This window comes from Azospirillum sp. CT11-132 (assembly GCF_047302835.1).
In the GTDB taxonomy this organism is placed as follows: domain Bacteria; phylum Pseudomonadota; class Alphaproteobacteria; order Azospirillales; family Azospirillaceae; genus Azospirillum.
In genome coordinates, this window is record NZ_JBGLZA010000001.1 from 436,701 (window position 1) to 450,000 (window position 13,300).

Annotated in this window: 9 protein-coding genes (1 of these 9 running past the window's edge); 4 read left to right on the plus strand and 5 right to left on the minus strand. The window is 67.5% G+C overall.

Features of this window, described 5'->3' with window-relative positions:
- Nucleotides 1-18: 18 nt before the first annotated feature.
- Genes ACCD06_RS01910 through ACCD06_RS01920 form a run of 3 tightly spaced genes read right to left on the minus strand, consistent with a single transcriptional unit; the run spans nt 19 to nt 2,201 of the window.
- Nucleotides 19-828: a transporter substrate-binding domain-containing protein gene (locus tag ACCD06_RS01910; RefSeq protein WP_413338341.1), complete on the minus strand. Its 810-nt coding sequence runs from the start codon at nt 826-828 to the stop codon at nt 19-21.
- 30 nt (nt 829-858) lie between these two features.
- Nucleotides 859-1,512: an amino acid ABC transporter permease gene (locus ACCD06_RS01915; RefSeq protein ID WP_136702454.1), complete on the minus strand. Its 654-nt coding sequence runs from the start codon at nt 1,510-1,512 to the stop codon at nt 859-861.
- A 14-nt stretch (nt 1,513-1,526) separates the two neighbouring features.
- Nucleotides 1,527-2,201 carry an amino acid ABC transporter permease gene (locus tag ACCD06_RS01920; protein ID WP_295836568.1) on the minus strand — a complete coding sequence of 225 codons (675 nt, stop codon included), beginning with the start codon at nt 2,199-2,201 and terminating at the stop codon, nt 1,527-1,529.
- Nucleotides 2,202-2,520: 319 nt separating this feature from the next.
- Between ACCD06_RS01920 and ACCD06_RS01925 the strand changes: the two genes are divergently transcribed.
- Nucleotides 2,521-4,005, plus strand: coding sequence for an MFS transporter (locus tag ACCD06_RS01925; protein WP_413338343.1), 1,485 nt, complete (start codon nt 2,521-2,523; stop codon nt 4,003-4,005).
- 13 nt (nt 4,006-4,018) lie between these two features.
- Here the strand turns inward: ACCD06_RS01925 and ACCD06_RS01930 are convergent, their stop codons facing one another.
- Complete coding sequence (locus ACCD06_RS01930; protein ID WP_413338345.1) at nt 4,019-4,723, minus strand: TetR/AcrR family transcriptional regulator; 705 nt, start codon at nt 4,721-4,723, stop codon at nt 4,019-4,021.
- A 255-nt stretch (nt 4,724-4,978) separates the two neighbouring features.
- Between ACCD06_RS01930 and ACCD06_RS01935 the strand changes: the two genes are divergently transcribed.
- Both ACCD06_RS01935 and ACCD06_RS01940 read left to right on the plus strand, forming a co-directional pair.
- Entirely contained in the window at nt 4,979-6,181 is a 1,203-nt protein-coding gene (locus ACCD06_RS01935; protein WP_413338347.1) for an efflux RND transporter periplasmic adaptor subunit, read from the plus strand.
- 31 nt (nt 6,182-6,212) lie between these two features.
- The gene (locus ACCD06_RS01940) at nt 6,213-9,356 is read left to right on the plus strand and encodes an efflux RND transporter permease subunit (RefSeq protein ID WP_413338349.1); all 3,144 of its coding nucleotides are present in this window, start codon (nt 6,213-6,215) and stop codon (nt 9,354-9,356) included.
- A gap of 149 nt (nt 9,357-9,505) precedes the next feature.
- Here ACCD06_RS01940 and ACCD06_RS01945 read toward each other — a convergent pair whose 3' ends face one another.
- Nucleotides 9,506-12,289, minus strand: a complete 2,784-nt coding sequence (locus tag ACCD06_RS01945; protein WP_413338351.1) for a PAS domain-containing protein — start codon at nt 12,287-12,289, stop codon at nt 9,506-9,508.
- Between the two features lie 301 nt (nt 12,290-12,590).
- Here ACCD06_RS01945 and ACCD06_RS01950 point away from each other — a divergent pair, with 301 nt between their 5' ends.
- A protein-coding gene (locus tag ACCD06_RS01950; RefSeq protein WP_413338353.1) for a cation:proton antiporter crosses the window boundary here: on the plus strand, nt 12,591-13,300 show its 5' portion. The gene runs 550 nt beyond the window's last position; only the first 710 of its 1,260 coding nucleotides appear in the window; it begins with the start codon at nt 12,591-12,593; its stop codon lies beyond the right edge, outside the window.

Genomic DNA, 13,300 nt, shown 5'->3' on the forward strand with positions numbered 1-13,300 from the left:
GATTGCGCTTCGTTCGACTTAGGACTTGCTGGCGGTGACCGCCGCCGGCAGGTCGGTGCCCAGCCACTTCTGATGGATGGCGTTCAGCTCGCCGTTCTTCTTCACGGTGTCGAGGAAGCCGTTGACCCAGCCCATCAGCTTGTCCTGGCCCTGGCGAAGGGCGATGCCCTGCACTTGGCTCTTCAGCACGAACTTCATCTCGTAATTGGCCTGGGGCGCCATCGTCTTGATCTGCTGCGCCACCACATTGCTGACGCCCAGCGCATCGACCTGACCGGACAGCAGGGCCTGCACGGCGCTGGCGTCGTCGTCGAAGCGCATGATGCGGGCATCCTTGGGCGCCACCGCGCTCAGCGACTGGTCCTGCGTGCTGGCGCGGGCGACGCCGACGCTCTTGCCCGACAGGTCTTCCGGCTTCTTGACCGCCGACTTCTGCGGGGCGAGCAGCCCGATCTCGATCGCCGCATAGGGCTCGGAGAAGGCGACCTGCTTGGCGCGCTCCGGCGTGACGCCGAGCGAGGCGACCAGCACGTCGACCTTGCCGGTCAGCAGGTAGGGGATGCGGTTCGGCCCGGTCACCGGCACGATGTCGACCGGCACGCCCATGTGCTTGGCCATCAGCTTGGCGACGTCGGCGTCATAGCCGTCCGGCTTGCCTTCGCTGTTGGTGATGCCGAAGGGCGGGAAGTCGACCAGCATGCCGATGGTCAGCTTGCCCTTGCCCTTGATCTCCTCGACGGTCTGGGCGTGCGCCGTGGCGGTGAGGCCAATAGCGGCGGACATCAGGGCGCCGGCGACGACGAGGCGGCGGGTGACGGTGAAGGCCATGGGTGTTTCCTCCAAGTGCTTATTGGGTGTTTAACGGGAAGGCGCGGCGTAGCGGGCTTCCAGACGCTGACTCAACAGCGACAGCGGCCAGCACAGCGCGAAATAGATCGCGGCGACGATGCTGAAGACCAGGAAGGGCTGGAAGGTGGCGTTGTTGACGATCTGCCCGGCGCGGGTCAGCTCGACGAAGCCGATGATGGCGGCCAGCGAGGTGCCCTTGATGACCTGGACCAGATAGCCCACGGTCGGCGGCACCGCGACCTTCACCGCCTGCGGCAGGATCACGTAGCGCATCAGGCCGGGATAGCGCAGGCCGAGCGCCGACGCCGCTTCCCACTGGCCGCGCGGCACCGACTGGATGCAGCCGCGCCAGATCTCGCCCAGGAAGGCGCTGGTGTTCAGCGTCAGCCCAACCGCCGCGGCGACCCACGGGCTCATGTCGATGCCGATCACGGTGGCGCCGAAGAAGACCAGGAACAGCTGCATCAGCAGCGGCGTGCCCTGGAAGACCTGGATGTAGCCGGTCGCCAGCAAGCGCAGCGGCTTCACGTCGGACGTGCGGCCCAGCGCCACGAACAGCCCGACGATGCCGCCGCCGATGAAGGCGATGACCGACAGCATCAGCGTCCATTGCACGGCGCTGAGCAGGAACAGGAATTCGTTGTATCCAAAGGCGCGGATCATCGCTCAGCCCCCTCTCAGCGCCGGTCAACGGTATAGGCGAAGGCCAGCCGGTAGATGCCGGCGAACAGCGCCGAGAACATCAGCGCAAGCACCAGATAGATGCCGGTCACCACGATGTAGATCTCGAAGCTGCGGAAGGTCTGCGACTGGATGTTGTTGGCGACCGAGGTCAGCTCGTCGGCGGAGATGGCGGACACCACGCTCGAACTCAGCATCAGTAGGATGAACTGGCTGGTCAGCGCCGGATAGACCGTGCGCAGCGCCGGCTTCAGCACGACATAGCGGAAGACCTGCAGCGGCCGCAGCCCCAGCGCCAGCCCGGCTTCGATCTGGCCCTTGTGGATGGATTCGATGCCGGCGCGGATGATCTCGGTGGCATAGGCGCCGACATTGACGACCATCGCGATCAGCGCCGCCACGTCCGGCGACAGCCTGAGCCCGATGCTCGGCAGCCCGAAGAAGATCAGGAAGATCTGCACCAGGAAGGGCGTGTTGCGGATGACCTCGATATAGGCGTTGATCAGCCAGCGCACCGGTTTCGGCCCGGAGGTCTTGCCGAGTGCGCAGATGATGGCGATCACCAGGCCGATGGCCATGGCGCCGAACGACAGTCTGACGGTCAGCCAGGCGCCGTCGAGCAGGTAATCCCACGACGCGAACACCGCGTCGAATTGAAAATCGTAGGTCACGGGCGTTCCTCCGCACCCGCGTCGCGCCGCCCTTTAAGGCCGGCGTCGCGCGGATTGCCTTTGTCCGCTTGGGCTGTCGTCCGGGGAAGCCTCACCCGGACCGCCGGGACGCCGCGACGACGGCGGTCCCGCTCTCTCAGTGTTCGTACACGGTAATTGGATCGATCCAAAAGCGCAACGGGAAATGAGGAGTGCCGTGATGATTTGCAGACCAGACATTTGATCGGGTCCAGCATGTGCGGAAACCTTCCGGCGGCGCAGGGCGTTTCACCGGACACCGGAACGCCGCCCGACCGTCAGCCTCGAGGAGCCCCCCGACATGACCGCAGGAACCAGTGCCGTCAGGAGCACCGCCGCGGTGAGCAGCCTCGTTCCCGCCCGGATGGACCGGCTGCCCTGGGCGCGCTTCCACTGGATGGTGGTGGTCGGGCTGGGCGTCAGCTGGATTCTCGACGGCATCGAAATCCAGCTGATCTCCGCCTCCGGCTATAAGGAAAGCTTGGGCATGTCGAGTGCCGAGGTCGGGTTCGCCGGCACCGTCTACCTGATGGGGCAGGTGGTGGGCGCGCTGGTCTTCGGCCGGCTGACCGACCGCTGGGGGCGCAAGAAGCTGTTCATCACCACGCTGGCGCTCTACCTGATCGCGTCGGGCATCGCCGGCTTCGCCTGGACGCCCTGGTTCCTCTATGTCTGGCGCTTCATCGCCGGGATGGGCATCGGCGGTGAATATGCCGCCGTCAACTCCGCCATCGACGAACTGATCCCCGCGCGTTTCCGCGGTCGGGTCGACATCGCCATCAACGGCACCTATTGGGGCGGCGCGATGATCGGCGCGGTCGGCAGCGTCTTCCTGCTCGACCATTCATTGGTGCCGGAAAATCTCGGCTGGCGCATCGCCTTCTTCATCGGCCCGCTGTTGGGACTGATCATCATCTATTTGCGCCGGCACATCCCGGAAAGCCCGCGCTGGATGGTCACCCACGGCATGGAGGACGAGGCCGAGCGCATCGTCGACGACATCGAGGCCAGCGTGCGCGCGCAGGGCAAGGCGCTGGCCCCGGTCGATCCCAAACGTGCCATGCACATCATTCCGGAAGATCATGTGTCCTGGGCACAGCTGGTCGACGTGTTCTTCCGGCAATACCCGTCGCGCACCTTCCTGGGCGTGACGATGATGGTGACGCAGTCCTTCCTCTACAACGCGATCTTCTTCACCTATGCCCTGGTTCTGCAGAATTTCTACCATCTCGATCCGTCGCAGACGGCGCTCTATTTCTTCCCCTTCGCCGCCGGCAACCTGATCGGGCCGCTGCTGCTGGGGCCGCTGTTCGACACGGTGGGGCGGCGGCGGATGATCTTCGGCACCTATCTGCTGGCGGGCGTGGTGCTGCTGGTCTCGGCCTTCCTGTTCCGCCAGGGGGTGCTGACGGCGAACACGCACACGATCTTCTGGTGCGTCTCCTTCTTCTTCGCCTCGGCCGGCGCCTCGTCCGCCTATCTGACGGTCAGCGAGATCTTCCCGCTGGAGGTCCGGGCGCAGGCGATCTCCTATTTCTTCGCCATCGCCCAGGTGGTGGGCTCCACCGGCCCGCTGCTGTTCGGCTGGCTGGTGGGGGAGGGGACGGAGCGCGACCCGCTGTTCTGGGGCTATGTGGTGGGATCGGTGGTGATGATGTTCGGCGGAATGGTCGCCCTGGTCTATGGCGTCGATGCCGAAGGCAAGGGGCTGGAGGACATCGCCGAACCGCTGACCAAGGCCAACCGCGACCAGGGCGTGGGAGGGGAGGCGGCGGAGACGATTTGACCGCTTGTCGCCGTCAGCCCGCCTTGGTCTCCGGCACGCGCGCCCCGTTCAGGAACAGCCGCACCGCCTGCCGGACATAGCGGTCCAGATCGGGGATGGCCGGCGCGCTCTGCGGCAGGATCAGGCGGCGGATCACCAGATTGCCGGTGACCATGCCGAGGAAGGCCTGCGCCGCGGCGGCCGGATCGTCGATCCGCAAGGCGCCGCTGTCCGACAGCCGCCGCAGATAGTCCGCCAGCCGTCGGATGGCGTTCTCCGGCCCGATGCGGAAGAAGGCCTCGGCGATGTCGGGCACGCGGTCGCCCTCCGCGATCAGGACGCGGAGGGTGGCGGTCGTCTCCTCGTTCAGCAGGGCCTTGACCAGATGCAGGGCGAAGGCGGTCAACCCGGCTTCCGGCGTCACATGCTCGTCCGCCTGGGCGGTGGCGAGACCGGAGAGGAACATAGCGTTGTCCTCTTCCATGATGGCGCGGAACAGGCCCTCCTTGTCGCCGAAATGCTCGTACAGCGTGGCGCGGGACCCGCCGGCGACGGCGATGATGTCGCTCAGCGTCGTCTTCTCGAACCCCTTCTCGATGAACAGCCGGCGGGCCGCCGTCAGGATCGCCTGCCGGCGCGCCATGCCGCGCGGTCCGCAGGTGGACGGGCCGCAGACGGCCGTGACATTGGCGGGTGTTTCCTGCCCGGTGTCGATCCGCGCCTTGTGGTTGCTGGTCATCGTGCGTTCCCTTCCGGTGCGGCGGCCGCAGCCGGGTCCATTTTTGATTCAGCGCCTTTCCACGGGGTCCTTTGTCGGACATTAGCGTCGGACATCTGCGGAACCCTCTTGCGCGGTGCAGCATTCTGACTGTATCGTCTGGTACACTGTACTGTATGAGACAGTACTAAGCAACGGGGATGTGCCGGACCAACCGAAGCCCGGCGTAGCAGGGAGACGGGTCCGCCGACGCGCGGCGCCGAGACGAGGAAAGAGATGTCCAGATCCAACTCATTCATGACGCTGGCCGCGGCGGCCTGCCTGATCGCGCTGCTCGCCGGCTGCAACCAGCAGAAGCAGGCGGGCGGACAGCCCCAGGGCGGCGGCCCGCCGGAGGTGTCGGTCCTCACCATCGAGCCTCAGCGCCTGACCGTGACCACCGAGCTTCCCGGCCGCACCGCCGCCTACCGGATCGCCGAAATCCGGCCGCAGGTCAGCGGCATCGTGCTGAAGCGCCTGTTCCGCGAGGGCAGCGACGTCAAGGCCGGCGACCAGCTCTATCAGATCGACCCCGCCACCTACGAGGCATCGCTGGCGAGTGCCCAGGCCGATGTCCAGAAGGCGGAGGCGAACCTGCAGGCCGCCCGCAACAAGGCGTCGCGCTACGGCGACCTGGTCAAGAACAGCGTGGTCAGCAAGCAGGACTTCGACGACGTCCAGGCCTCGCTGAAGCAGAACGAGGCGCAGGTCGCCGCCGCCAAGGCCGCCTACAACCTCGCCAGCATCAACCTGAACTACACCAAGGTGTTCGCCCCCATCTCCGGCCGCATCGGCAAGTCGGCGGTGACGGAAGGCGCGCTGGTCACCGCCAATCAGGCGACGGCCTTGGCCACCATCCAGCAGTTCGACCCGATCTATGTCGACGTGACGCAGACCGCCTCGCAGCTGATGAAGCTGCGCGAGGACATGGCGACCGGCCGCATCCGCCCGGCGGAACCCGGCAAGATCCCGGTGACGCTGTTCCTGAACAGCAACGGCAGCGGCGACGACACCGCCTATCCGGCCAAGGGCGAGCTGCAATTCTCCGACGTCACCGTGGATGCCGGCACCAGTTCGGTCCAGTTGCGCGCAGTCTTCCCCAACCCGAACAAGGACCTGCTGCCCGGCCTGTTCGTCCGCGCCCGCGTCGAGCAGGGGGTGGCCGAGAACGCCATCACCGTGCCGCAGGCCGCGGTCGCCCGCGGGCCGGACGGCTCCGCCCGCGTCTGGGTGGTGGGGGCCGACAACAAGGTGAACCCGCGCACCATCAAGACCGAACGCGCGGTCGGCAATGTCTGGCTGGTGTCGGACGGGCTGGCCGTCGGCGAGCGCGTGGTGGTCGAGGGCCTGCAGAAGGTCAAGCCGGGTGCCGAGGTGAAGCCGGTGCCGGCCCAGAACGCCCTTGCATCGCTGCCGGAAAAGGCCGCCTCGGCCCGCTGATCCCCGGATACCGACCCCAGGAACCGCTCCCATGTCAAAATTCTTCATCGACCGGCCGGTCTTCGCCTGGGTCATCGCCATCGTCATCATGATGGCGGGTGCGCTGGCGATCCTGCGGCTGCCCGTCGAGCAATATCCGAAGATCGCGCCGCCGACGGTGTCGATCACCGCCAGCTATCCCGGCGCCTCGGCCAAGACGCTGGAGGACACGGTCACCCAGGTCATCGAGCAGAAGATGACCGGGCTCGACCATTTCCGCTACATGTCCTCCAACAGCGACTCCTCCGGCAACGTCACCATCACCCTGACCTTCGAGCCGGAGGCCAACCCCGACATCGCCCAGGTCCAGGTGCAGAACAAGCTGCAGCTGGCGGTTCCCCTGCTGCCGCAGGAGGTCCAGCAGCGCGGCATTCAGGTGTCGAAGGCCGGCAACGACTTCCTGCTGGTGGTCGGTTTTGTGTCGAGCGACGGGCGCCTCAGCCAGGGCGACATCGCCGACTACGTCACCTCCAACCTGCAGGACACGCTGAGCCGCGTCGAAGGCGTCGGCGACATCACCGTCTTCGGGCCGCAGCATGCCATGCGCATCTGGCTCGACCCCGACGCGCTGAACAACTTCGCGCTGACCACCACCGACGTCACCAACGCGATCAAGACCCAGAACGCCCAGGTCTCCGCCGGCCAGCTCGGCGGCGCCCCCGCCGTTCCGGGCCAGCAGATCAACGCCACCATCACCGCCCAGTCCCGCCTGCAGACGCCGGAGCAGTTCGGCGCCATCCTGCTGCGCGTGAACCCCGACGGGTCGCAGGTGCGGCTGCGCGACGTGGCGCGGATCGAGATCGGGTCGGAAACCTATGAGATCAACGCCGCCTACAACGGCAAGCCGGCGGCGGGTGTCGGCATCAAGCTGGCGACCGGCGCCAACGCGCTGAACACCGCCGCCGCGGTCAAGGCGCGGGTGGCGGAACTCCAGCCCTTCTTCCCGGCCGGCATCGAGGTCATCTACCCCTACGACACCACCCCCTTCGTCCAGCTGTCGATCCACGAGGTCATCAAGACGCTGTTCGAGGCGATCGTCCTCGTCTTCGTCGTGATGTACCTGTTCCTGCAGAATTTCCGCGCGACGCTGATCCCGACCATCGCGGTGCCGGTGGTTCTGCTCGGCACCTTCGGTGTGCTGTCGGCCTTCGGCTTCTCCATCAACGTGCTGACGATGTTCGGCATGGTGCTGGCGATCGGCCTGCTGGTGGACGACGCCATCGTCGTGGTCGAGAATGTCGAGCGCGTGATGAGCGAGGAGGGGCTTCCCCCGCGCGAGGCGACGCGCAAGTCGATGGACCAGATCACCGGCGCGCTGGTCGGCATCGCGCTGGTTCTGTCGGCGGTGTTCGTGCCGATGGCCTTCTTCGGCGGGTCGGCCGGCGCCATCTACCGCCAGTTCTCGCTGACCATCGTCTCGGCGATGGCCCTGTCGGTGCTGGTCGCCCTGGTGCTGACGCCGGCGCTTTGCGCCACCATCCTCAAGCCGGTGGCTGTTGGGCATGGCCATGCCCGCGGCGGCTTCTTCGGCCTGTTCAACCGCGGCTTCGACGCCGGCAGCCGGGTCTATGTCCGCGGCGTGCGCGGGGCGGTCAACCGGCTGGGCCGTTATTTCATCGCCTATCTGCTGATCCTGGGCGGTCTCGGCTACCTGTTCCTGCAGATGCCGTCCTCCTTCCTGCCGACGGAGGACCGCGGCCAGCTGTTCGTGCTGTGGTCGGCGCCGCCGAACGCCAGCTCCCAGCGCACTGCCGAGACCGCCAAGACCGTCACCGCCTATTTCCTGGAAAAGGAGAAGGACAACGTCGAAGGCCTGTTCACCATCGTCGGCTTCAACTTCTCCGGCCGCGGCCAGAATGCCGGCATGGCCTTCGTCCGGCTGAAGGACTGGAGCGAGCGTCCCCTGCCGTCGCAGAAGCCGCAGGCCATCGCCGGCCGGGTGATGGGGGCGATGTCGAAGCTGAAGGACGCGGTCGTCTTCTCCTTCCTGCCGCCGTCGGTTCCGGGCCTCGGCAACGCCACCGGCTTCGACCTTCAGCTGGTCGACCGCGGCGGGCTGGGCCATGACCGGCTGATGCAGGCGCGCAACCAACTGCTCGGCATGGCGGCGCAGAACCCCAAGCTGGTCGGCGTCCGCCCCAACGGGCTGGAGGACACGCCGCAGTTCAAGCTCGACATCGACCGCGAGAAGGCGAGCGCGCTCGGCCTGTCGCTCAGCGACATCAACACGACGCTGTCGGCAGCCTGGGGCTCGTCCTACGTCAACGACTTCATCGACCGCGGCCGGGTGAAGAAGGTCTATCTCCAGGCCGACGCGCCCTATCGCATGCAGCCCAGCGACATCGACCGCTGGTACGTGCGCAACTCCAGCGGCCAGATGGTGCCCTTCTCCGCCTTCACGACGGCGCAGTGGATCTACGGTTCGCCCAAGCTGGAGCGCTACAACGGCGCCTCGTCGCTGAACATCCAGGGATCGGCCGCACCGGGCATCAGTTCGGGCGAGGCGATGGCCGAGATGGAGGCGATGATGCAGAAGCTGCCGCAGGGCATCGGCTACGAGTGGACCGGCCTCTCTTACGAGGAACGGCTCAGCGGCTCGCAGGCGCCGGCGCTCTACGCCCTGTCGATGATCATCGTCTTCCTGTGCCTGGCCGCGCTCTATGAGAGCTGGTCGGTGCCGGTGTCGGTGATCATGGTGGTGCCGCTGGGCGTCATCGGCGCCGTCATCGCGGCGACGCTGCGCGGCCTGCCGAGCGACGTCTATTTCCAGGTCGGCCTGCTGACCACCATCGGCCTGTCGGCGAAGAACGCCATCCTGATCGTGGAGTTCGCCAAGGCGCTGTACGACCAGGGCATGGAGCTGAAGGAAGCGGCGGCGGAAGCCTGCCGTCAGCGCCTGCGCCCGATCATCATGACCTCGCTGGCCTTCATCCTCGGCGTGCTGCCGCTGGCGATCAGCACCGGCGCCGGGTCGGAGAGCCAGAACGCCATCGGCGTCGGCGTGATGGGCGGCATGATCTCCGCGACCGTGCTGGCGATTCTGTTCGTGCCGGTCTTCTTCGTCGCCGTCTACCGCCTGTTCGTCCGCCGCCGCCCTGGCCACGGCGCCATGCCGCAGCCGGCTGCGGGGGATTGAGGCTTGCGGCCGCCGCCCACCTCTCCCCGAAGGCATCCCCCTCTCCCCCCCGGGGAGAGGGTCGGGGTGAGGGGGAAGCAGAGCATGGATTCTGTACGGATCGGGGAGTGCGCGATACTTGATGGTCCTCGCCGCGCGACCCCCTCACCCTAACCCTCTCCCCGGGGGGGAGAGGGGAGCCCAGCATCCGTCAGCAGCGTGTCCAGCACCTCGACCAAACGGTCGATGCGGTAGGGTTTCGGCAGCACCATCACCCCGGTGGCGCGGGCGACCTCCTCGCTGTAGCCGGTCGCCAGCACGACGGGCAGGTCCGGGCGGAGCCGTTGCGCGGTGCGGGCCAGATCGACGCCGCTCATGGTGCCGGGCATCACCACGTCGCTGAACAGCAAATCGAACCCGCCGGCCTCCAGCAGGGGCAGCGCCTCGTCGGCGGTGGTGGCGCGGGTGATGGTGAAGCCGGCATCCTCCAGCGCGGTCGCGACGGTCAGCGCCACGATGGGGTCGTCCTCCACCACCAGCACATGGCCGCCGACGCGGGTGGCGCCCGCCTCATCCATCGCCGGCTCGGCCGCCGTGGCCGGAGCGGTGCCGGAGCGGCGGATCAGCAGCCCGATGGTGGTGCCGCGCCCCTCCTCGCTCTCGATCCAGGCGGTTCCGCCGGAATGGCGGGCGAAGCCGTAGACCTGCGACAGGCCCAGCCCGCTGCCCTTGCCGATCTCCTTGGTGGTGAAGAAGGGATCGAAGGCGCGCGCCCGCACGTCGGCCGGCATGCCGGTGCCGGTGTCGCTCACCGTCAGCTGCACGAATTCTCCCGGCAGCCCGTCCGAAACGCCCTGGGGCGCCCGCGCGTCGCCGGGCGTCAGGATCACGTTGGCCGCCCGGATCGTCAGGGCGCCGCCGTCGGGCATCGCATCCCGCGCATTGACCACGAGGTTCAGCAGAGCCAGTTCCAGTTGGGTCGCATCGACCTCCACCGGCCACAGCCCGGTGGTGAAGTCGATCTCCAGCCGGATGTCGGCGCGCAGCGCCCGGTTCAGCAACTCCGACATGCCGAGCACGCGGTCGCGCAGATCGACCGTCTCCGGCCGCAGCGCCTGCCGGCGGGCGAAGGCCATCAGCTGCTGCACCAGCTTGGCGCCGCGGTCCACCGCCTGCCGCCCGGCATCGACCAGCGGCTGTATGTGCGTCCCCTCCGCCCGCTTCTCGATCATGTGCAGGCAGCCCGACAGCGCCTGCAGCAGATTGTTGAAGTCGTGGGCGACGCCGCCGGTCATCTGGCCCAGCGCCTCCGTCTTCTGCGTCTGCAGCAGGGCGACCTGGACGCGCTCGCGCTCCGCCACCTCCTCGGCGACGCGGGCCTCCAGCGTGGCGTTGAGCTGATGCAGCTCCTCCTCCGCCCGTTTGGCCTCGGTGACGTCGCTGCCCTCCACGAACAGGCCGCTGACGTGCCCGTCCTCATCCCGGATCGGCTGATAGACGAAGGTGAGGAAGCGTTCCTCCAGCGGTTCGCCCGGACGGCGCTGGAAGCGGATCGGCATGCCGCGCCCGACGAAGGTCTCGCCGCTGGCATAGACGCGGTCGAGCAGTTCGAAGAAGCCCTGGCCCTCCACCTCCGGCAGCGCCTCGCGCGCCGGGCGATCCACCAGATCCTGGCGGCCGACCAGTTGCATATAGGTGTCGTTCGCCATCTCGAAGACATGGTCCGGCCCGCGCAGCACGCACATGAAGCCCGGCGCCTGCCGGAACAGGGTGCGCAGCCGCTCCCCCTCCGCCGCCAGCCGGGCGTTGGCCGCCTCCACCGCGGCGCGTTCGCGCATCAGCGCCTTGTTGGCGGCGCGCAGGGCTGCCTCGGCGAGCGCACGTTCCACCGCGGCCCAGGTCCGCTCCGCCACATCCTCCGCCAGGGCGGCGTCGGTGTCGGTCCAATGGCGCGCCCTAGTTTCATGCAGATAGAGGATCGCCGTCAGCTGTCCCGCCTTCAGCAGCGGGACCACCAGCAAGGAGCGCGCACCGATGCCGGCGAAGGCCGCCGCCGGTCCGCCGCCACCGGTGTGGGGATCGGAGATGCGCGGATCGGTGGCGACGTCGTCCACGCGCAGCGTGTATCCCGCCCGCAGCTCCGCGATCAGCGCCGGGCCGAAGCTGTCGAGCAGGCGGGACTCCCCGGCGAGGCTCGCCACCCCGCTGTCGCTCCAGTCGCGCTCGACCGAGATCAGGCTGCCGGTCGGATCGGTGCGGCCATAGCCGGCCCGCGCCACCCGCAGATGGCGGCCGATCGCCTCGGCGGCGGCGGCGGTGATGCCGACCGGGTCGTTCAGCCCGCGCAGCCGCTCCGCCAGATCGAGCTGGAAGGTCAGCCGCCGTTCGGCCAGCACGCGGGCGGTGTTCTCGGTGCAGGCGCAGAACATGCCGGCGACGTGGTCGGTCTCGTCGCGGACCGGGCTGTAGGAGAAGGTGAAATAGGTCTCCTCGCGGTAGCCGTGCCGCTCCATCACCAGCCGCCGGTCCTCGTGATAGGTCGCTTCGCCGGCAAGCGCCCGCGCCACCAGGGGGGTCAGGTCGGGCCAGATGTCGGCCCACACCTCGGCGAAGGGACGGCCCAGCGCCTCCGGCTTGTCGCCCAGGATCGGGCGGTAGCTGTCATTGTAGAGGAAGGTCAGTTGCGGCCCCCAGACCGCGAACATCGGGAAGCTGGAGGTCAGCATCAGGTTGACGATGGTGCGCAGCGACTGCGGCCAGTCCTCTGCCGGGCCGAGCGGCGTGGCCGACCAGTCCATCGCCCGCATCCGCCGGCCCATCTCCCCACCGCCGGTGAAGACGTCCGGCCCGCCCGGAGCCGGATCGCCGTGAACCGGCCCGCCCGGAGCCGAACTGCCGGACACCCCGGCCTGCCGCAGCCTTGCGGCATCCTGCCAGACCGGATCGGTCGTCATGCGACGAACACCGCCGCCGCGGGTTTGCGTCGACGATGCCCGGTAGTCCGGAAAAAGATAGGGGTATTCACACAGATCATGGCGCGAGAATAGGCAATCGCAGGATGGGTGGCAATCAGCGGAATCTAGCCATTTGGGAGTAGTTTTCTTGACTCCTTATGCAGGCGCGACGTTCACGCCTCCGCTGATGTTGTCGAGATCATCATATCTGCCTACCGCTTCTTGTCCTGTCCGGGAGATCGGCCCCGGGAGATCAGACGGGCAGCCGCTCATTCTGTACCGCTTTCTTTGGAGAACGCCCGTGGGTCCGTTCCATCTGGCCGCCATCCTGCTGACTCTGGCGGCTGCCTTCGGCTTCATCAATTACAAGTGGCTGAAGCTGCCCAGCACGATCGCGCTGTTCTTCGAAGGGCTGGCGCTGGCGCTGCTGGTGAGCGGCGCGGATTCGCTCAGCGCCAGCCTTGGCGTGGGCAATTGGCTGCGCAACCTGATTCAACAGATCAGCCTGCCGGCAATCCTGCTCGACGGCATTCTCAGCCTGCTGCTCTACGCAGCCGCGGTGAACGAGGATCTGTGTGCGCTGCTGAAGCGGAAATGGACGGTGCTGGCGTTGGCAACCGTGAGCGTCCTGCTGTTCACCGGCCTGATGGGGCTGGGTCTGCACGTGATCTTCAAGCTGGTCGGGATCGAGGTGCCGCTGATCTGGTGTCTGGTTCTGGGGGCGGCCGTCGCACCGACCGATCCGGTGGCGGTGCATGGCATCCTCGGGCGGCTGCCGATTCCGGACTCGCTACGGTCGGTGATCTCCGGTGAAAGCCTGTTCAATGACGGTGCCGGTGTGGTGCTCTTCGTCACTCTGCTTCACCTCGCGACCGGCAGCGACCAGGACCTGACGGTTGGGGAAGCCGCGCTGGACTTTCTGAAGGAGGCGCTCGGCGGTGCGGCGCTGGGTTTCGTCTGTGGCTGGATCGCTTATCAGGCGAAACGGCGGGTCGACGAAAGCGTGGTGGA